This window comes from Streptomyces sp. NPDC051310 (assembly GCF_044455245.1).
Taxonomy (GTDB): domain Bacteria; phylum Actinomycetota; class Actinomycetes; order Streptomycetales; family Streptomycetaceae; genus Streptomyces.
This window is the reverse complement of the sequence record NZ_JBITEO010000003.1, coordinates 390,512-408,962: the sequence shown is the minus strand read 5'-3', so window position 1 is coordinate 408,962 and position 18,451 is coordinate 390,512. Positions and strand designations below refer to the sequence as shown.

Sequence of the window (18,451 nt, the reverse complement as noted above, 5' to 3'; positions counted from 1 at the left end):
ACCAAAGGAACAGCCCCGTACGTCGATCATGACGTGACGGGGGACCGGGCGCGAACAGGGTGGGGGAACACCGAGTCATGCGTGCACTGCGAATACTGCTGATCACCGCCGTCATCCTCGGTGGCCTCTTCGCCATCGCGGACCGGCTGGCGGTGAACTACGCCGAGTCCGAGGTGGCCGACCGGATCCAGGCGCGCCAGGGCACCCCGTCCGGCTCCACCGACGTCTCCATCCACGGCTTCCCCTTCCTCACCCAGGCCATGGGCAAGGAGCTCGACGAGGTCGGCGTCACCCTCACCGGGATCGAGGCGACGGCCGGCGACCGGAAGGTCCGCATCGCCGAGCTGACCGCCGACCTCCACGACGTGCGGCTGGAGGACAACTTCTCCAAGGCGACCGCCGCCACCGCCACCGGCACCGCACGCATCTCGTACGCCGACCTCGGCGCGGCGTCCGGCGAGGACGTCACCGTCGGCCACGGCGGCAAGGGCAAGGTCAAGGTGACCGGCTCCATCGAGGTCCCCGTCCTCGGCAGCATCACGCGCAGCGTGCTGTCCACGGTGAGCGTCGTCGACGGTGACACCCTCCGCGTCCGCGCGGACACGGTGCCGGGCGAGGACATCCCGGGCGTGGAGGAGCGCGTCCGGGCGCGCACCGACTTCGACCGGAAGATCGGCGGCCTGCCGGCCGGTCTGAAGCTCCAGAAGGCGGAGGCGACGGCCGACGGCCTCGTCATCACGCTGACCGGCACGAACGTCGTCCTGGCGGGCTGACCTCCGGGGCCTGCACCGGGCGGCGCACCACATGGTGAGACGGCGGCGTCCGCTCCGTAAGCCACCTGCGGCGATGCGCCCGGCCCGGCCCGGGCGGCGGACCTGCGCAACCCATGCCCATCCCACATGCCGGACGATCGTGTCTCAGAATACGACACACCGGTGACACGGCCGCCGGTCCGTCCCTACGATCGGCGTCATGAAGCGACACGCGGACCTCACGAAGCGGCGGGCAGTAGACCTGTGCCGCGTCGCCGCCATGCTCTGTCGCTCCATCTGAGCGGGAGCCCGCCTCCCGCGTTCCCCGGGCCCTTCCGAGACCTCGGGCCCACCCCTCGTGCCGACGCAGCCACGCACGTGCTCGCAGCGCCGTACCCCCGTACGCGACGAGCGACCGGCACCACCCTGCCACACCCCGCCGCACACTGCCCCGGAGGAGAAACAGCATGAGCCGCAGCGACGTCCTGGTAGACGCCGACTGGGTCGAGGCCCACCTCGACGACCCGAAGGTCGTGATCGTGGAGGTCGACGAGGACACGTCCGCGTACGACAAGAACCACATCAGGAACGCCGTCCGGATCGACTGGAAGCAGGACCTCCAGGACCCGGTCCGCCGCGACTTCGTCGACCAGGAGGGCTTCGAGAAGCTCCTCTCCGCGAAGGGCATCGCCAACGACGACACCGTCGTCCTCTACGGCGGCAACAACAACTGGTTCGCCTCGTACGCCTACTGGTACTTCAAGCTGTACGGCCACGAGAGCGTCAAGCTCCTCGACGGCGGCCGCAAGAAGTGGGAGCTCGACTCCCGCGACCTGGTCGACGGCTCCGAGGTCCCGAACCGCCCGGCCACCACGTACAAGGCCAAGGCCCAGGACACCTCGATCCGCGCCTTCCGCGACGACGTCGTGGCCGCCATCGGCAACCTGAACCTGGTCGACGTGCGCTCCCCCGACGAGTTCAGCGGCAAGCTGCTCGCCCCGGCGCACCTGCCGCAGGAGCAGTCGCAGCGTCCCGGCCACGTGCCGACCGCCCGCAACATCCCGTGGTCGAAGAACGCCAACGACGACGGCACGTTCAAGTCGGACGAGGAGCTCAAGGAGCTCTACGCCCAGGAGCAGGTCGACCTGGCGAAGGACACCATCGCCTACTGCCGCATCGGTGAGCGCTCGGCCCTGACCTGGTTCGTCCTGCACGAGCTGCTCGGCCAGGAGAACGTCAAGAACTACGACGGCTCGTGGACCGAGTACGGCTCCCTCGTCGGCGTGCCGATCGAGGTCGGCTCCAACAAGTAGTCCCGGACCTCCCGTCCATCCCTCACACCCCTCAGGAGCACCCATGTGTGGAGCACAGGCCGGCGGCCCGGACGCTTCGACGATCAAGCCCGGTGAGACCACCATCCAGGGCCAGGTGACCCGCGACGGCGAGCCGGTCACCGGCTACGTCCGCCTGCTGGACTCGACCGGCGAGTTCACCGCCGAGGTCCCGACCTCCGCGACGGGCCAGTTCCGGTTCTACGCGGCCGAGGGCACGTGGACCGTCCGGGCCCTGGTTCCCGGCGGCACGGCAGACCGCACGGTCGTCGCCCAGAAGGGCGGCCTGGCCGAGGTGGCCATCGCCGTCTGACGGCAACGTCACGCATACCGGCCGAAGGGCCGCGCCTCCTGGGGGTTGGACGCTTACCGGGATACGAGGTGCGGCCCTTCGGTCGTTCCCGTCCTACGCTGGACGTATGTACGCCCGGCGTCGGCACGTCTACTTCGGGATGATGACGGCCTGCCTGGTGCTCTTCGTGAGCGCCTGGGCCGTCGTACGGCTGTGGTCGGTGCCCGCCGCCGTCGCCCTGTGCTGCGTCGCCATGGTCATCCCGCCGGTCGCCGCGGTGATCGCCAACCGGCGCGGACCGGACGACCGCTGGTGGGACGACCCCAGCGGCGACCCGACGTCCGACGAGTGGTGGGACGAGCTCGACGGCAAGAAGAAGCGTCAGTAGACGAGCGCCTGCGTGCCGTCGGCCATCGCCTCGCTCACGAACACCTGCGCCCCCGCGATCCGCACACCGTCCAGCAGATCCTTCTCGGTGATCCCGCGCCGGGCCGCGCACTGGGTGCACAGCGTGATCCGCCCGCCCGCCAGGACGGAGTCGACCAGGTCCGGCAGCGGCGCCGCGTGCGGCAGCTCGAACTCGGCGGCACGGCCGGGCAGCGCGAACCACGAGGACTCACCGGTCAGCCAGAGCGAGACCTCCACCCCGCTGGCCACGGCGACCGCCGCCACCGTGAAGGCCTGCGAACACCGCTCGGGCGCGTCGGCCCCTGCGGTCACCTTGATCACGAGCTTCTTCGCCATACGCCGAACTGTAATGCGCGCGGCCCGGCGAACCTCACAGCGAGGGGCCGGGGCCCACCCATTACGCTGGGACTCGGCCCCTTCTTCACCCACATCGCTCACCGAGGAGCACCCGTGCTTGAGGCTTTCTTCTCCGCCCTGCTGGTCCTGGTCTGCATCGGCGTCATCGGCTTCGCCGCCCTGACCGTGAAGAAGCTGTACCAGGGCCAGCGCTGACCACTCCTACAGATCGACAGAGCTGCTCATGATCGAGATCCCGTCCGACCTGAACCCCGACCTCGTCCCGCTCGCGTTCCTCCTCGGTACGTGGGAGGGCGCGGGTGTGTCCGACTTCCCCGGCGCCGAGAAGTGCAACTTCGGCCAGTCCGTGACCTTCAGCCACGACGGCCGGGACTTCATCGAGTACACCTCCCGCACCTGGGTCCTGGACGCCGAGGGCAACAAGGTGCGGCCGCTGGAGAGCGAGAGCGGCTACTGGCGCATCGACAAGGACCGCAAGGTCGAGATCGTGATGGTGCGCGACCAGGGAATCGTCGAGGTCTGGTACGGCGAGCTCGCCGACCAGAAGCCGCAGATCGACCTGGCGACGGACGCCGTCGCGCGCACCGCGGCCTCCGGCCCGTACAGCGGTGGCAAGCGGCTGTACGGCTACGTGAAGGGCGACCTGATGTGGGTCGGCGAGAAGTCGACGCCCGAGGTCCCGCTGCGGCCGTACATGTCGGCCCACCTGAAGAAGGTCGTCACGCCCGAGCAGGTGGAGGCGTGGGCCAAGGACCTCGGCGACCTGCCGGACGACGGCATCGCCTTCTTCAAGTAGGCCGGGGGCTTTCCGGGTCGGTGCTCCTACACTGGACGGCGTGGTGAGCACCGACTGGAAGAGCGACCTACGGCAGCGCGGTTACCGGCTGACCCCCCAGCGCCAGCTCGTCCTGGAGGCGGTGGACGCGCTGGAGCACGCGACGCCCGACGCCATCCTGAGCGAGGTGCGCAAGACGGCGTCCGGTGTGAACATCTCCACCGTCTACCGCACGCTGGAGCTCCTGGAGGAGCTCGGGCTGGTCAGCCACGCCCACCTCGGGCACGGTGCGCCGACGTACCACCTCGCCGACCGCCACCACCACCTGCACCTGGTGTGCCGGGACTGCACGGAGGTCATCGAGGCGGACGTGGAGGTGGCCGCGGAGTTCACCGGCAAGCTGCGCGAGACCTTCGGGTTCGACACCGACCTCAAGCACTTCGCGATCTTCGGACGCTGCCGGGACTGCACAGCGAAAGGTACGACGAGCGGGTCGTAGGCTTAAGGCCATGAAGAGCCCTCTCCTGTCCCGGCCCGGCGCGGTGCCCGCCGAGGGACGTGACGAAGGTGTCGCCGCGCACTACGGCGACCTGTTCCGCGAGCAGCGCGCGCTCGCCGACGGCAAGGGGCTGGTCGACCTCGGCCACCGCGGTGTGGTGACCGTCAGCGGCGAGGACCGGCTGAGCTGGCTGCACCTGCTGCTCACCCAGCACGTCAGCGAGCTGCCCGCCGGGCACGCCACCGAGGCGCTGGTCCTCTCCGCGAACGGCCACATCGAGCACGCCCTGTACCTGGTCGACGACGGCGCGACCGTCTGGGCGCACGTCGAGCCGGGCACGCAGGAGGCGCTGATCGGCTACCTGGAGTCGATGAAGTTCTTCTACCGGGTCGAGGTCGCCGACCGTACGGACGACATCGCCGTCGTCCACCTCCCGGCGGGCTCCATCGCCGAGGTGCCCGAAGGCGTCGCCGTACGGGAGACGCCGCACGGCCGCGACCTGTTCCTGCCGCGCGCCGACCTGGAGGCGTACGCGGAGGCGCACGGCCCGCTCGCGGGCATCTGGGCTTACGAGGCGCTGCGGGTCGAGGCGCACCGCCCCCGGCTCGGCTTCGAGACCGACCACCGGACCATCCCGCACGAGATCGGGCTGATCGGCACCGCGGTCCACCTCCAGAAGGGCTGCTACCGCGGCCAGGAGACCGTGGCGCGCGTCCACAACCTGGGGAAGCCGCCGCGCCGGCTGGTCTTCCTGCACCTGGACGGGAGCGAGGTGCACCTCCCGGCGCCCGGCACGCCGGTGCGGCTCAAGGAGGACGGCGAGGAGGGGCGGCAGCTCGGCTTCGTCACCACCGCGGTGCGCCACCACGAGCTGGGGCCCATCGCGCTCGCGCTGGTCAAGCGCAACGTGCCGGTGGACGCCGAACTCCTCGCGGGCGGCACGGCCGCCGCCCAGGAGGTCGTCGTAGAGCCCTGAGGGTCGCGAGCCCGCTTCACACGTCGATGACGAGGGTGAACGGGCCGTGGTTCGTGAGCGAGACGCGCATGTCCGCTCCGAAGCGGCCCGTCTCCACTCGCGCCCCCAGCTCCCGCAGCCGCGCCACCACCTCGTCCACCAGCGGCTCCGCCACCTCGCCGGGCGCCGCCGCGTTCCAGGTGGGGCGGCGGCCCTTGCGGGCGTCCCCGTAGAGGGTGAACTGCGAGATCACCAGCAAGGGTGCCTGCACGTCTGAGCAGGACTTCTCGCCCTCCAGGATCCGCACCGACCACAGTTTGCGGGCCAGCTGCGCCGCCTTCTCCGGGGTGTCCTCGTGGGTGACGCCCACCAGCACACACAGTCCTTCGCCGACGATCTCGCCGACGGTCTCGCCCGCGACGACGACCCTCGCGCCGTCCACTCTCTGCACCACTGCACGCATGCGTACAAACGTAACGGGGCCGAACGGGTGCAGAGCACCTGCACATCGCATGCGGGAGTGGCACCATGCCTGTCAGGCGGTGCGGCTGCGCACCGGTCGAGGGGACGGATCCACCATGAGCACACCTGGCGCCGGGCAGACGCCGTCGCATGCCGTACATCATGCGCACCTCAAGCCGCCCGGGCAGCGGACGTCGGCCGAAACCGTCGTGCCGGAGGTGTGGCCGCCCGATCTGAAGGCCCTGCGGCTTCCGGAGCTGCGCGCCCTGCGCCGGGACGCGCACGGTGACGAGGCCGACCTGAGCTACGTGCGTCGGCTGCTCCAGGGCCGTATCGACATCCTGCGGGCCGAGCTGGGCCGCCGCGGCGGCGCGCAGGTCCCGGTGGTGGACCGGCTCTCCGAGATCCTCGCCGACACGCCCTCCCGCCACCGCTCGTCCGCCCGGCACGTCACCGTGTCGACACCGCGGGGGGAGGCGTTCCGGAGGCTGGCCGCCGAGATGCTCGGCGAGGTCGAGCTGTCGGACCTGACCGCCCGAACGGACGAAGAGCTGCGCGCCGCGATGGGCCGCCTGGCACGCTATGAACAACAGGTCTCCAGGCGCCGTCAGCAGCTCCAGCGGACGGCCGACGATTGCAGTGCCGAGATCGCCCGCAGGTACCGTGAAGGCGAAGCACAAGTAGACGACCTGCTCACCTGAGTGCTGGACGCGGGTCTCGTCCCGGAAGGCCACCATCATGACCTCCACCTCCGCCACCGCATCCATACCTCCGGTCCTCGCCGAAGTCGTCCGTTCCGGCTTCGTCGAGGGCCACCACCGGGGATCGCTGGTCGTGCTGGCCGAGGACGGCACGATCGAGTTCACCGCGGGGAAGGTGACGGCGCCGGTCTTCCCGCGCTCGTCGAACAAGCCCATGCAGGCGGCCGCGCTGCTGCGCGCCGGGCTCGACCTGTCGGGGGAGCGGCTGGCCCTCGCCGCCGCGAGCCACTCCGGCGAACCGTTCCACCTGGATCTCGTCCGCAAGATGCTCGCCGAGTACGGGCTGTCCGAGTCCCAGCTGCTCACCCCGCCCGACCTGCCGCTGGACCCGGTGGAGGCGGAGGCGTACCTGGCCGGCGGGCAGGTACGGGACCGCGTCACCATGAACTGCTCCGGCAAGCACACCGCGATGCTCGCCGCCTGCGCCCTGAACGGCTGGGACACCGCCGGCTACCTGGACCCCGGGCACCCGCTGCAGCAGCTGGTCCTCTCGGAGGTCGAGGCGGCCTCCGGCGAGCAGGTCGCCACCGTCGGGACGGACGGGTGCGGCGCGCCGCTGATGGCGATCAGCCTGGTGGGCCTCGCCCGCGCCTTCCGCTCGTACGTGCTGGCCGAGCCGGGCACCCCGCAGCGCAAGGTCGCCGACGCGATGCGGGCGTACCCCGAGTACGTGGCGGGGACACGGCGCCCGGACACGTGGCTGATGCGCGAGGTGCCGGGGGCGCTGTCGAAGATGGGCGCGGAGGCCGTGCAGGCGGTGGCCCTGGAGGACGGGCGCGCTCTCGCCTTCAAGATCGACGACGGCTCGGCGCGGGCGGCGGGCCCGGTCCTGGCGCGCGGCCTGGAGCTGCTGGGCGTGGACGCCGGGGCGCCGGTGGTGGCGCGCATCTCGGAGGCCCCCCTGCTCGGTGGCGGGGAGCGGGTCGGCGAGGTCCGCGCCGCGTTCTGAGCAGCCCCCGGCCGCTTCCGGAGGGCCGCGCCGAAAACTGGGTGCGCCCGGGGCGAGCGCCCGCTTAGCGTGGCGGCCATGACCGTCGACGTCCGCACCCTGACCGAGTCCGAACTGCCCGACTGGCTGCGCGCCCGGCGCACCGGCTTCCTGACGACACCCGTGGTGACGGACGCCGAGGTCGCGAAGGTGCGGCCGCACACGGACCTGTCGCGGGTCCAGGGGGCGTTCGACGGCGGGCGCTGCGTGGCCACGTTCCGGTCGTTCGCCCAGGAGCTCACCGCCGTGGGCGGCGCCGCGCTGCCCGCGAGCGCCGTGACCGCCGTGACCGTCTCGCCCACGCACCGGCGCCGCGGTCTGCTCAGCCGGATGATGCGCACCGACCTGGCGGCGGCCAAGGAGCGGGGCGACGTCGTCTCCACGCTGATCGCGGCCGAGTACCCGATCTACGGGCGGTACGGCTTCGGGCCGGCCACCTGGACCACCGAGTGGACCGTCGACGTGCGGCGCGCCGCCCTCGACCCCCGCTGGTCGGGCCCGGACGACGGCGGCCGCATCGACCTCGTCGACGCGCCCGAGCTGCGCACCACGGCCCGGCGGGTGCACGACCGGCTGCGCGCGGTCCGGCCCGGTGTGGTCAGCCGCACCGAGCTGGGCTGGCAGTTGCGCACGGGCGTGGACCCGCTCCCCGAGGAGCAGTGGCGGGAGCCGTTCTACGCGCTGTACCGCTCGGCCGCCGGGGAGGTGGAGGGGTACGTCGCGTACACCGCGGACGACCGGTGGGACGACGGCAAGCAGCCGATGAACACCGCGACCGTGCGCGAACTGATCGCCCTCACCCCGGCCGCCGAGCGCGCGCTGTGGCGGTTTCTCTGCTCCATCGACTGGATCACCAAGGTCAAGAGCGGGTACCGCGCCCCGGACGAGCTGCTGCCGCTGCTGCTGCCGGACCCGCGGGCGGCGCGCGTCACGACGCACGCGGACTGGCTGTGGGTTCGGATCCTCGATGTCGTACGGGTCCTGGAGTCCCGGACGTACGGCACGTCCGGGGCGCTGGTGCTGGAGCTGCGGGACGCGGCGGGCCTGGCGGGCGGCCGGTTCCTGCTGGACGCCTCGCCCGAGGGGGCGAGCTGCGCCCCGACGCGCCGGGCGGCCGACCTGGTGATGGACATCGGGGAGCTGGCGGTGCTCTTCCTGGGCGACGAGTCGGCGGTGCGGCTGGCCGCGCTCGGGCGGGTGGAGGAGTCCGTACCGGGTGCGGCGGCGCGGGCCGACCTGCTGCTGCGGACGTCGCGGCGGCCGTGGTGCCCGGACGTCTTCTGACGTGGGCCCGGGCCTGGCGCGGCGGGCTCCCGGCGCGTCAGCGCGTACGGACGCGGAACAGCGTGCCGGAGACGGCGATGCCCAGCGCCAGAAGCCCGGCGCACCAGGCGAGCGCGATCCAGGGGGCGTCGCCCGCCGGCCGGCCGAGCAGCAGGGCGCGCAGCGACTCGATGACCGGGGTGACGGGCTGGTGGCCGGCGAAGCCGTGCAGCCAGCCCGGCATGGTGTCGATGGGGACGAACGCGCTGCTCGGGTAGGGCAGGAACATCATGAAGAAGGTGAAGCCGCCGGCGGCCTCGGGGGTGCGGGCCACCAGTCCGATGGCCGCGGACAGCCAGGAGATGGCGAGGATGAAGGCGAACAGCAGGCCGAGCGCGGCGAGCCAGCCGGCGGCGGAGGCCGCGGGGCGGAAGCCGATGAGGAAGGCGACGCCGAGGACGAGGCCCGTCGACATCAGGTTGCGGGCGAGGCTCGCGCCCACGTGCCCCGCCAAAATCGGGACGGCGCCCACGTCCAGGGAGCGCAACCGGTCGATGATGCCGCCCTTCATGTCGTCGCTGACGCGCACGGCGGTGCCGGCGGCGCCGAAGCCGGCGCAGAGCAGCAGCACGCCGGGGACGACGTACGTGACGTAGCGCGTGCCGGTCTCGATGGCGCCGCCGAAGAAGTACACGAAGATCAGCATCAGCATGATCGGCAGCGCGAGCGCGGTGATCAGGGCGTCGGTGTTGCGGCGGCTGAGGCGGATGCCGCGGCCGATCAGGGTGAGCGCGTCAGACACGGGCCGGCTCCTTGCCGTCGGTGCCGGTGAGGGCGAGGAAGACGTCGTCGAGGGTGGCGGTGCGCAGGGCGAAGCGGGTGATGCCGGTGCCCGTGGGGTCCAGTTCGTCGAGCAGGGCGCGGACGTGCGGAGCGCTGCCGTCCGTCGGGATGCCGAGGGTGAGCGCCTCGGGGTCGTGGTGGACCGCGCGGGGCGCCAGGCGAAGATAGGTCTCCCGGTCGGCGAGGACCAGGTCGAGGCGGTGGTCCGAGAGGCGGCCCTTGAGTTCGGGGACGGTGCCCTCGGCGACGATGCGGCCGCGGTCCATGACGGCGACGCGGTCCGCGAGCCGGTCGGCCTCCTCCAGGTACTGGGTGGTGAGGAAGACCGTCGTGCCGCGGTCCGCCACCTCCCGCACCACCTCCCACAGCTGCCGGCGGCTGCGGGGGTCGAGGCCGGTCGTCGGCTCGTCCAGGAAGAGCACCTCGGGCTCGCCGAGCAGGCCCGCGGCCAGGTCCAGGCGCCGGCGCATGCCGCCGGAGTACGTGGCGGCGAGGCGGTGGCGCGCGTCGGTGAGGCCGAAGCGCTCCAGGAGTTCGCCGGCGCGGCGGGCGGCCGCGGCGCGGGGCAGCCCGGTGAGCCGGGCCATCACGCGCAGGTTCTCCTCGCCCGTCTGGTCGTCGTCGACCGCGGCGAACTGCCCGGTCAGGCTGATCGCACGGCGTACGCGGGCGCGGTCGGCGACCACGTCGTGTCCGGCGACGCGGGCCCGGCCGCCGTCCGGGGCGGTCAGGGTGGCCAGGACGCGGACGGTGGTGGTCTTGCCGGCGCCGTTGGGGCCGAGCAGGGCGAAGACGGTGCCGCGCTCGACGCGCAGGTCGATGCCGTCGAGCACCGGAACGTGGCGGTAGGTCTTGCGCAGACCCGTGGCCTCGACGGCCGGCGGTGCGTGCATGGGTGACTCCCCCTTCTGCGTATGCCATACGCGTTACTGCGTAAGGGTTACGCATTACTAGGATGGGCGTCAAGCAGAAGGAGGCGCCGGCTCATGACGACCGACGACGGCACGGGACTGCCGGCGAGCATCGAGGCCGCCTGGGGCCTGCGCGAACGCGCCGCCAAGGGGCCGCGGCCCGGCCTGAGTCTCCGGGGCATCGTGGACGCGGCGGTGTCCGTCGCCGCCGCCGAAGGGCTCGCGGCCGTCTCCATGGGCCGCGTCGCCAAGGAGCTCGGGGCATCGACGATGTCCCTGTACCGGTACGTCGCCGCCAAGGACGAGCTGTACCTGCTGATGTTCGACACGGCCATCGGTGCCCCGCCGCCCCCGCCCGCGCCGGGCACCGGCTGGCGTGAGGCGCTCGCCGGGTGGGCCCGGGCGCAGCGGGAGGCGTTCCAGCACCACCTGTGGGCGCTGCACGTACCGATCTCGGGGCCGCCCGCCACCCCGAACTCGGTGGCCTGGTGGGACCGGGGCCTGGCCGCCCTCGCCGGCACGGGGCTCGACGAGGGCAGCAAGACCTCGGTGGTCCTGCTGGTCAGCAGCTTCGTGCGCAGCGAGGCCGGGCTGCGGGCCGACCTCGACGCGGCGATGCGGGCGACCGGCGAGGCCCCCGGCGCCCTCATGGGCCGCTACGCCCGCACGCTGCGGCGGCTCGCCGACCCCGAGCGCTTCCCGGCGCTCGCGAAGACGCTGGACGCGGGGGTGATCGACCGCGTGGACGGCCCCGACGACGAGTTCCGCTTCGGGCTGGAGCGGCTGCTGGACGGGATCGAGGTCCTGGTGGACCGCACGGCGCGGTGAACCCGCGGGGGGCGTGAACCGGGGCGGGTCCGCGCGCCCGCGGGCCGGACCGCCCCGCCGCGCCGCGCAGGCGCCGCGTGTCCACGAGCACGACCGCTCCGAGCGCGCCGTTCAGCAGGTCGTCCCACATGAACCAGAAGCGCGCGGCGTACGACCCGCCGCCGAACTTGCCGCCGGCGAGCCCGCCCGCCGGACCGCGAGCCCGCCCGCCGGACCGCGAGCCCGCCCGGCGCGCCGCGAGCCGGGCCGCCGGACCGTGGACCGGGCCGTCGCGTCGCATGCCCCGCCCCTCCGCGCGGCCGCCGCACCGTGCGGTGGGGCCGTCCGCCGCTGCCGGGGTCAGACCGTGAGCACCACCTTGCCGACCAGGTTCCGCGACTCGATCGCCGCGTGGGCGTCCGCGGCCCGCTCCAGCGGGAAGGCCGCGCCGATCACCGGGCGCAGGCGCCCGGCCGCCGCCTCCGCCAGCGCCCGCTCCGCCAGCCGGACGTGGGCGTCGTCCGCCAGCTGGACGTCGCCGATGCCCAGCAGCCGCACCCCGCGCCCCTCCGCCGCGGCCGGGTCGACCGGGGCGAAGCCGCCGGTGGGCGCGCCGTGCGCGGAGAACCGCCCGCCGTCCGCCACGAGCGGATACGCCGCCGCGCCGACCCGGCCGCCCACGCCGTCCAGGACGACGTCCGCGCCGCCCGGGCCGATCGCCTCCCGGACGCGCGCGGGCCAGTCGGGGGCGCTCGCGTCCACCACCGCGTCGGCCCCCAGCTCCCGTACGAGCGCGGCCTTGCCCTCCCCGCGGGCGGTGCCGACGACCCGGGCGCCCAGGGCCTTGGCCAGCTGCACCAGCACGGTGCCCATCCCGCCGGACGCGCCGACGACCAGCACCGTCTCGCCGGGCTTCAGCTCCGTGGCGTCCAGCAGCGCCATCGCCGTGACGCCGTCGTGGACGAGGGCCGCGGCCTCGTCGAGGGCGAGGCCGTCCGGTACCGGCGTCAGAGCCGAGGCGGGAGCGACGGCGCGCTCGGCGTACCCGCCGGTGAAGCCGAGGGAGGCGATCACCCGCCGCCCGGCCCACGCCGCCTCGTCGACGCCCGCGCCGGCGGCCCGGACCGTACCGGCCACGCCGCCGCCCGGGACGTACGGCGGCTCGACCGGGAAGTACTCCCCGCCCCACCCGGACCGCACCTGGGTCTCCACGAAGAGCGTGTCCACCGCGGCGACGTCCAGGACCACCTGCCCGGGACCCGCCACCGGCTCCGGGGCCTCGCCCGGGACCAGGACCTCCGGACCGCCGAACCTCATCGCCCGCGTCACGCGCATCACGTTCACACCCCTCCGTGCGCGGGCGTGTTCCGGTCCCTCCGGCGCCCGCGGGTCCGAGTCTGGAACGTCAAGCGGACTTGAGGTCAACGGGTGCGTAGGCTCGGCGGCATGAGCGGGTTGCGCGAACGCAAGAAGCGGCAGACGTACGAGGCGATCTCGGAGGCCGCGATCGCCCTCTTCCTGGACAAGGGCTTCGACCGGGTGTCGGTGGCGGAGGTCGCGGCGGCGGCCGACGTCTCCAAGCCGACGCTGTTCCGGTACTTCCCCGCCAAGGAGGACCTCGTCCTGCACCGGTTCGCCGACCACCGGGACGAGGCGGCGCGCGTCGTCCGGAGCCGGCCCGCGGGCACCGCCCCGCTCGACGCGCTGCACGGCCACTTCCGCGACGGGCTCGCGCGCCGCGACCCGGTGACCGGGCTCTGCGACGAGCCGCCGGTGCTCGCCTTCCACCGGCTGCTGTACGGGACGCCGAGCCTGGTGGCGCGGTTGTACGCGTACCAGGGCGCGTCCGAGGGCGCGTTGGGCCGGGCGCTCGGGGGCGGAGTGGCGGCGCGGCTCGCGGCGGGCCAGATCGTCGCCGTCCAGCGGATCCTGGCGGAGGACAACTGGCGGCGGATCGAGGCGGGCGAGGCGGCGGACGCGGTCGAGCCGGACGCGGTGGCCGCCGCGGATCTGGCGTTCCGGCAGCTCGCGGAGGGGCTGTCCGGGGCCCTGACGTGACCCGACCGCCGCCCCGGACGGAGGGCGGCGGACAGGTGGCCTTGCCGGACGCGCCTGCACCGGAGCCCGGCGCGCTTTCACCGGGGCCGGGTGCGGTCCACCGGGACCGGCGTGCCTTCACCGGGCCCGGATGGGCCTTCACCGGGCCCGGGTAGGTCTTCACCGGGACCGGATGGGCGCCACCGGGTCCCGGTGGGCCTCGTCCCGTTCCCGGAGCGGCTACCAGAGCACGGGCAGCCGCTCCGGGATGCGCTTCATGAACCCGGTCCGCCAGACCAGTTGGGCGACGGGCACGGCCAGGTCCAGGCCGGGCATCCGGTCGAGCAGCGTCTCCAGGGCGATCTCCGCGTGCTTCTTGCCCAGCGCGGTCGCCGGGCAGTAGTGCTGCCCGCCGCCGAAGGACAGGTGCGCGGTGTTGTTCTCCCGCGCCAGGTCCACGGTGTGCGGGTCGCGGAAGGCCTCGGGGTCGAAGTTGGCGCCTTCGACCAGCACCAGCACGAGCTCGCCCTTCTTCACCTCCACGTCCCCGAGGGTGACGTCCTCCAGCGCGAGGCGCGGCAGGCCGTCGCCGATGGAGAGGTTGATGCGCAGGAGTTCGTCGACGGCCGCGGGGATCTTCCCGCGGTCGGCGAGGAGTTCGGCCTTCAGCTCCGGGTGCTGGATGAGCGACACCAGGGCCATGGTGAGGAAGCCGGCGGTGGAGATGACGCCCGCGCCGAACATGGTCACGCCGACGGTCGCCAGCATCTCGTCGGTGAGGTGGTCGTACTCCGGGTCCCCGCGCAGTGCCGCGAGTTCGGCCATCAGACCGGTGGTGGACGGATCGTCCAGGCGGTCGACCATGTACGCGATGTCCCGGTCCCAGTTGAGCTTCGCGCCGGTGACGGGGCATGCGGAGTTCATGAACGCGATGTCCAGGCTCCTCATCAGGCGGGGTGCGTCCGCCTGCGGGATGCCGAGGATGTGGCAGTGCATGGCTGCCGAGTACGGGTCGGTGAACTGCCCGCGCAGGTCCGCCGGGGCGCCGTCGGCGAGGATGCGGTCGACCAGGTCGGCGGCGGCCGACCGCATCCACTCCACCAGTCCGGGCGCCTTCGGGTTCAGCGCCTTCAGCACCGCCTTGCGCAGGCCGGCGCCGGTGATGTTGCCCATGTTGTTGACGACCTCCGGCGGGATCGTCAGGGCGTACTGCCGGGGCACACCGGGTGCCGAGGTGTCCTTCAGGCTGAACCTGCGGTCCTCCAGGACCTGCTTGCACAGGGCGTGGGAGGACACCAGCCACGCGGGGTCGCCGGCGATGGTGCGCACCCGCTTGACCGGCTCCTTGCGCAAGTCCTCGATCTCGGCGGGAAGTCGGTCGCCGCGCCAGGAGAAGGGGAAGTCCGGCAGCTCGCCGGGCGGCGTTCCGGGCGCCTGCGGGGTCCGAAGCGTCGGAAGCGTCTCAGCGGACATCGGTCTCTCCTTCGGCGCGTACCGCGCCCGGTGCGTGTTCCGCGCGCTCGGCGCGTGCTGCGGGGGTCACGATGGCGTGGCCCTGGTTGCGGGAGGCGCGCAGGCCGGAGCCGCGCGAGTAGAGCAGCTCGGCCATCGGCAGCAGCTGGTGGTAGCAGTTGACGGACGACGGCACGCCGAGGATGGCGGGGGTGTCCAGGAACAGCGGGGCCTCGGCGCAGACGTACTCCACGCACACCTCGCGCTGCCGGGCCGTGGGGGCCTTCCCGTCCAGGCCCTTGGAGGAGAGGAAGGTGTCCACGAGCGCGTTGCAGGTCGCACGGAAGTCCGCGTCCGTCTCCAGCCGGTCCTGCAGGTGCCGGTGGATGTCCCGGTACGCCGGGTTGTCCAGGAACGCCGACATGGGGTGGGCGCGCAGGCGCCGGCCCCCGGGGTCGACGGCCGCGACGGCTCCGGTGACCTTGGCGCGCACGCCGCGCAGGTTCTTGACGGCTTTGCGGCGGGCGTCGTCGGCGGTGTAGCCGGACGCCTCGTACATCTCCGCCACGTGGAGGTCGGTGTAGACGAAGTCCACCTGGTCGAAGCGGGCGACGCCCCAGCAGGCCAGATCGGTGACGCGCCGGGCGGAGAAGTAGCTGTTGCCGGGTGACACGCCGATCACGGCGTGGGCGCCCTCGGCGTGGATCACCCGGCAGTGGGCGGTGTAGGGCCGGACGGTGAAGAGTCCGGCAGCGGTGTCCCTGCCCGTGTCCGTGTCCGGGGGAGTGAAGGGCTGAATCGCGAAGACGGTCTCAGTCGTCAACTGGAAGGAAGTCCTTCGCGTCGCTAGTCCCTGAGGAGCCTCGTGCTCCCGGTGTGGCGACGACGCCGTGAAGTTAGCTTCCGACCACGGAGAGTGTCAACGAAGGCCGAGGCGCGTCGATTTCCGGACGCCTGGAATTCATGATTCCGCCATCTTGAGGCTCGGTTAAAAATGTTACTCGGTTGCGTTATCCTCGGTGGAATGACGTCACTCGACCATGAACTGAGCACGGAACGGACCTACCACGACACCTGCCGCGCAGCCCTGGCCCGCATGGTCGAGGGCGCCGCCCACCACGTCGTCACCGGTGAGGACGTCTCCGCGTCGGGCGCGGACGCCGAGGTCCTCGGCCACCGGCTGCGCAGCCGCGCCAAGGAGCTGCGCGAGGAGCGGCCGGGCCCGCTCTTCTTCGGCCGGCTCGAGCTGGCGGACGGCCGGCGCCACTACATCGGCCGCCGCCGTATCGGGGAGCACCCCGCGGCCCCGCCGCTCGTCGTCGACTGGCGCGCCCCCGTCGCGCGCACCTTCTACCAGGCGAGCACCCGCGACCCGCAGGGCGTGCGCGTACGGCGGCGGTTCGGCTGGGCGCCCCACAGCGACGGCGACCCGGCGGACCTGACGGGCCTGGAGGACGAGCACCTGGTCACGGCCGAGCCGGGGGCGGCCGGCCCGACGGGCGTCCGCGGCGCGAGCGCGATCCTCGCCGGGGAGATCGAGCGGCCCCGCGTGGGGCCCATGCGGGACATCGCCGCCACCCTCCAGCCCGAGCAGGACGACCTCGTACGGGCCGACCCGGCCGGCTCCGTCTGCGTGCAGGGGGCGCCCGGCACCGGCAAGACGGCCGTCGGACTGCACCGGGCCGCCTACCTGCTCTACACCTACCCGCACCGCATGCGCCGCGGCGGGCTGCTGTTCCTCGGGCCGAACCGCGCGTTCCTGTCGTACATCGCCGAAGTGCTGCCCGCGCTCGGCGAGTCGGAGGTCCGCCAGTCGACGGTCGAGGAGGAGGTCGCGCGGGGGCACGAGGTGAGGGCGTACGACTCCCCGGAGGCCGAGGCCCTCAAGCACGACGCCCGCATGGCGGACGTCCTGCGCCGGGCACTGTACGGACGCGTCACCCGCCCCGCCGAGCCGCTCGCCGTGCCGGACGGCTCGTACCGGTGGCGGGTGCCGGTGGCCGAGCTGGAGCGCATCGTCGGGGACGTACTGGCCGAGGCACCGCCGTACGCGGTGGGGCGCGAGCGGGTGCGCAGCCGGGTGGTGCGGGCGGTGCAGGCGCAGGCCGAGCGCCGCGCCGGGCCGCGGAGCGACGCGTGGGTGCGCAGGACCGGACGGACCCGGGCGGTGTCGGCGTTCGTCGACGCGTGCTGGCCCAGGGTGACGCCCGAGGAGGTGCTGGCGGAACTGCTGGCCGATCCGCGCGACGCGGCGCTGACCCCCGGCGAGCGGGCCGCTCTGCGCTGGGCGAAGCCGCCGCGCTCGTACCGCTCGGCGCGGTGGACGGCGGCGGACCTGGTGCTGCTGGACGAGCTCGCGGGGCTCGTCGAACGCCCCGAGGGCTACGGCCACATCGTCGTCGACGAGGCGCAGGACCTGTCGCCGATGCAGTGCCGCGCCATCGCCCGCCGGGCCCGCTCCGGATCGCTCACCGTGCTGGGCGACCTCGCGCAGGGCACCACGCCGTGGGCCGCCCGCGGGTGGGCCGCGCAACTGGCGCACCTGGGCAAGCCGTCGGCGCCCGTGGTGCCCCTGACCGCCGGGTACCGCGTCCCGGCGAACGTCATGGAGCTGGCCGGCGGGCTGCTCGCCACCCTGGACGTCGACGTGCCGCGGCCCCGGTCGCTGCGGGCCGGGGGCGAGGTGACCGTCCGCCGGGTGCCGTCCGCCGGTCTCGCGGCGGCGGCGGTCGGGGCGGTACGGGCCGCGCTCGCCCGGGAGGGCTCGATCGGCGTGATCGCCGCCGTTCCGACGGCCGCGCTGCTGCGCGAGGCGCTCACCCGGGCGGGGATCGGCACGGGCGCACCGGGTGAGGAGCCGGACGGGCCGGACGCCCGCGTCACCGTCGTGCCGGCGGTCCTGGCGACGGGCCTGGAGTACGACCACGTCGTGGTCGCCGAGCCCGCCGGCATCGTGGCGGCCGAACCGCGCGGCGCGCACCGCCTCTACGTCGTGCTCACCCGGGCGGTCTCCCGCCTGGACGTCCTGCACACCGGTGAGCTGCCGCCGGGACTCGCCCCGGCCGGCCTCAGAAGCGCCCGGTGATCCTGGCCGGGGTCACCCGCACGACGACGCGGTCGCCGTCCGCCCTGCCCTGCAGGTAGGAGGCGAAGTCCTGGCCCGTGTACTTGTACGACAGCTCGTCCGCGAGCTTCCCGTCCGGGTCCGGCGTGAGGGTGGCGGCGCCGCGGACGGCAGCGTACGTGTACGGGTCGTCGGGCGGATTGATCATCACGGTGATCCGCGGGTCGCGGGCGAGGTTCCTGCCCTGCAGGCGCTGCGCGGTGGTGGAGAACAGCAGGTCCTCGCCGTCGCGCTTGATCCAGACGACCGTCAGGTGCGGCTGCCCGTCGGGCAGGACCGTCGCCACGGTGGCGAACGCCTTGGCCTCGTCGATGAACTTCTTGAGCTGCTCCGGGAGGGTGGCTGCCACGGTCGCGGTCTCCGTTCGGGTCGCGGTGCACGGTTCTCCGTACGCCCCAACACACCGCCCCCGTACGGGAATTCCCGCTGCCTGC

22 protein-coding genes are annotated in these 18,451 nt (G+C 73.3%); 14 read left to right on the top strand and 8 right to left on the bottom strand.

The features are described 5' to 3' along the window. The first annotated feature begins 77 nt into the window (after nucleotides 1-77). From ACIA79_RS06875 to ACIA79_RS06855, 5 genes are all read left to right on the top strand, one after another. A complete protein-coding gene (locus tag ACIA79_RS06875; RefSeq protein WP_399427085.1) occupies nucleotides 78-773 on the top strand; it encodes a DUF2993 domain-containing protein in 696 nt (231 codons plus the stop codon). 199 nt (nucleotides 774-972) lie between these two features. Next, nucleotides 973-1,053 (top strand): putative leader peptide, encoded by an 81-nt coding sequence (locus tag ACIA79_RS06870; RefSeq protein WP_391812463.1) that lies wholly within the window; start codon nucleotides 973-975, stop codon nucleotides 1,051-1,053. A gap of 166 nt (nucleotides 1,054-1,219) precedes the next feature. Then, a complete protein-coding gene (locus ACIA79_RS06865) occupies nucleotides 1,220-2,065 on the top strand; it encodes a sulfurtransferase (protein WP_399427084.1) in 846 nt (281 codons plus the stop codon). A 43-nt stretch (nucleotides 2,066-2,108) separates the two neighbouring features. Further along, the gene (locus ACIA79_RS06860) at nucleotides 2,109-2,396 is read left to right on the top strand and encodes a DUF1416 domain-containing protein (RefSeq protein WP_031073384.1); all 288 of its coding nucleotides are present in this window, start codon (nucleotides 2,109-2,111) and stop codon (nucleotides 2,394-2,396) included. Between the two features lie 106 nt (nucleotides 2,397-2,502). Continuing rightward, entirely contained in the window at nucleotides 2,503-2,763 is a 261-nt protein-coding gene (locus tag ACIA79_RS06855) for a DUF3099 domain-containing protein (RefSeq protein ID WP_399427083.1), read from the top strand. On the opposite strand, the gene ACIA79_RS06850 is transcribed toward ACIA79_RS06855, so the two are convergent. Continuing rightward, on the bottom strand, nucleotides 2,757-3,119 hold the full coding sequence (locus ACIA79_RS06850) for a DsrE family protein (RefSeq protein WP_399427082.1): 363 nt from the start codon (nucleotides 3,117-3,119) through the stop codon (nucleotides 2,757-2,759). The two genes, ACIA79_RS06855 and ACIA79_RS06850, sit on opposite strands and share 7 nt — an antisense overlap. A 244-nt stretch (nucleotides 3,120-3,363) precedes the next feature. Between ACIA79_RS06850 and ACIA79_RS06845 the strand changes: the two genes are divergently transcribed. From ACIA79_RS06845 to ACIA79_RS06835, 3 genes are read left to right on the top strand one after another with little or no spacing between them, the layout of a single operon-like run. Then, nucleotides 3,364-3,936 (top strand): FABP family protein, encoded by a 573-nt coding sequence (locus ACIA79_RS06845; protein ID WP_031073377.1) that lies wholly within the window; start codon nucleotides 3,364-3,366, stop codon nucleotides 3,934-3,936. 40 nt (nucleotides 3,937-3,976) lie between these two features. Next, on the top strand, nucleotides 3,977-4,414 hold the full coding sequence (locus tag ACIA79_RS06840) for a Fur family transcriptional regulator (protein WP_399427081.1): 438 nt from the start codon (nucleotides 3,977-3,979) through the stop codon (nucleotides 4,412-4,414). Between the two features lie 10 nt (nucleotides 4,415-4,424). After that, a complete protein-coding gene (locus ACIA79_RS06835) occupies nucleotides 4,425-5,390 on the top strand; it encodes a YgfZ/GcvT domain-containing protein (RefSeq protein ID WP_399427080.1) in 966 nt (321 codons plus the stop codon). Nucleotides 5,391-5,406: 16 nt separating this feature from the next. Here ACIA79_RS06835 and dtd read toward each other — a convergent pair whose 3' ends face one another. After that, nucleotides 5,407-5,832, bottom strand: a complete 426-nt coding sequence (gene dtd / locus ACIA79_RS06830; protein ID WP_399427079.1) for a D-aminoacyl-tRNA deacylase — start codon at nucleotides 5,830-5,832, stop codon at nucleotides 5,407-5,409. A 115-nt stretch (nucleotides 5,833-5,947) separates the two neighbouring features. Here dtd and ACIA79_RS06825 point away from each other — a divergent pair, with 115 nt between their 5' ends. From ACIA79_RS06825 to ACIA79_RS06815, 3 genes are all read left to right on the top strand, one after another. Further along, a complete protein-coding gene (locus tag ACIA79_RS06825) occupies nucleotides 5,948-6,532 on the top strand; it encodes an ABC transporter substrate-binding protein (RefSeq protein ID WP_399427078.1) in 585 nt (194 codons plus the stop codon). A gap of 37 nt (nucleotides 6,533-6,569) precedes the next feature. Then, entirely contained in the window at nucleotides 6,570-7,541 is a 972-nt protein-coding gene (locus ACIA79_RS06820; protein ID WP_399427077.1) for an asparaginase, read from the top strand. A gap of 78 nt (nucleotides 7,542-7,619) precedes the next feature. Next, nucleotides 7,620-8,864: a GNAT family N-acetyltransferase gene (locus tag ACIA79_RS06815; protein WP_399427076.1), complete on the top strand. Its 1,245-nt coding sequence runs from the start codon at nucleotides 7,620-7,622 to the stop codon at nucleotides 8,862-8,864. A 37-nt stretch (nucleotides 8,865-8,901) separates the two neighbouring features. On the opposite strand, the gene ACIA79_RS06810 is transcribed toward ACIA79_RS06815, so the two are convergent. Together ACIA79_RS06810 and ACIA79_RS06805 are read right to left on the bottom strand one after the other, a co-directional pair. Next, a complete protein-coding gene (locus ACIA79_RS06810; protein ID WP_399427075.1) occupies nucleotides 8,902-9,645 on the bottom strand; it encodes an ABC transporter permease in 744 nt (247 codons plus the stop codon). Further along, nucleotides 9,638-10,579, bottom strand: coding sequence for an ATP-binding cassette domain-containing protein (locus ACIA79_RS06805; RefSeq protein WP_399427074.1), 942 nt, complete (start codon nucleotides 10,577-10,579; stop codon nucleotides 9,638-9,640). The genes ACIA79_RS06810 and ACIA79_RS06805 overlap by 8 nt, the downstream gene beginning before the upstream one ends. Before the next feature lie 93 nt (nucleotides 10,580-10,672). On the opposite strand from ACIA79_RS06805, the gene ACIA79_RS06800 reads away from it, so the two are divergent. Next, complete coding sequence (locus ACIA79_RS06800; protein ID WP_399427073.1) at nucleotides 10,673-11,425, top strand: TetR/AcrR family transcriptional regulator; 753 nt, start codon at nucleotides 10,673-10,675, stop codon at nucleotides 11,423-11,425. A gap of 339 nt (nucleotides 11,426-11,764) precedes the next feature. Here the strand turns inward: ACIA79_RS06800 and ACIA79_RS06795 are convergent, their stop codons facing one another. Beyond that, complete coding sequence (locus ACIA79_RS06795) at nucleotides 11,765-12,739, bottom strand: zinc-binding dehydrogenase (protein WP_399427138.1); 975 nt, start codon at nucleotides 12,737-12,739, stop codon at nucleotides 11,765-11,767. A gap of 111 nt (nucleotides 12,740-12,850) precedes the next feature. Here ACIA79_RS06795 and ACIA79_RS06790 point away from each other — a divergent pair, with 111 nt between their 5' ends. After that, complete coding sequence (locus ACIA79_RS06790) at nucleotides 12,851-13,462, top strand: TetR/AcrR family transcriptional regulator (protein WP_399427072.1); 612 nt, start codon at nucleotides 12,851-12,853, stop codon at nucleotides 13,460-13,462. Nucleotides 13,463-13,681: 219 nt separating this feature from the next. On the opposite strand, the gene ACIA79_RS06785 is transcribed toward ACIA79_RS06790, so the two are convergent. Both ACIA79_RS06785 and ACIA79_RS06780 read right to left on the bottom strand, forming a co-directional pair. Next, the gene (locus ACIA79_RS06785) at nucleotides 13,682-14,914 is read right to left on the bottom strand and encodes a cytochrome P450 (RefSeq protein WP_399427071.1); all 1,233 of its coding nucleotides are present in this window, start codon (nucleotides 14,912-14,914) and stop codon (nucleotides 13,682-13,684) included. Next, nucleotides 14,904-15,716, bottom strand: a complete 813-nt coding sequence (locus ACIA79_RS06780) for a tRNA-dependent cyclodipeptide synthase (protein ID WP_399427070.1) — start codon at nucleotides 15,714-15,716, stop codon at nucleotides 14,904-14,906. Before ACIA79_RS06780 ends, ACIA79_RS06785 begins: the two co-directional genes overlap by 11 nt. Nucleotides 15,717-15,917: 201 nt before the next feature. Here ACIA79_RS06780 and ACIA79_RS06775 point away from each other — a divergent pair, with 201 nt between their 5' ends. Next, nucleotides 15,918-17,978: a HelD family protein gene (locus ACIA79_RS06775; protein WP_399427069.1), complete on the top strand. Its 2,061-nt coding sequence runs from the start codon at nucleotides 15,918-15,920 to the stop codon at nucleotides 17,976-17,978. On the opposite strand, the gene ACIA79_RS06770 is transcribed toward ACIA79_RS06775, so the two are convergent. Continuing rightward, entirely contained in the window at nucleotides 17,962-18,366 is a 405-nt protein-coding gene (locus ACIA79_RS06770; RefSeq protein ID WP_399427068.1) for a PPOX class F420-dependent oxidoreductase, read from the bottom strand. The two genes, ACIA79_RS06775 and ACIA79_RS06770, sit on opposite strands and share 17 nt — an antisense overlap. Nucleotides 18,367-18,451 lie beyond the last annotated feature (85 nt).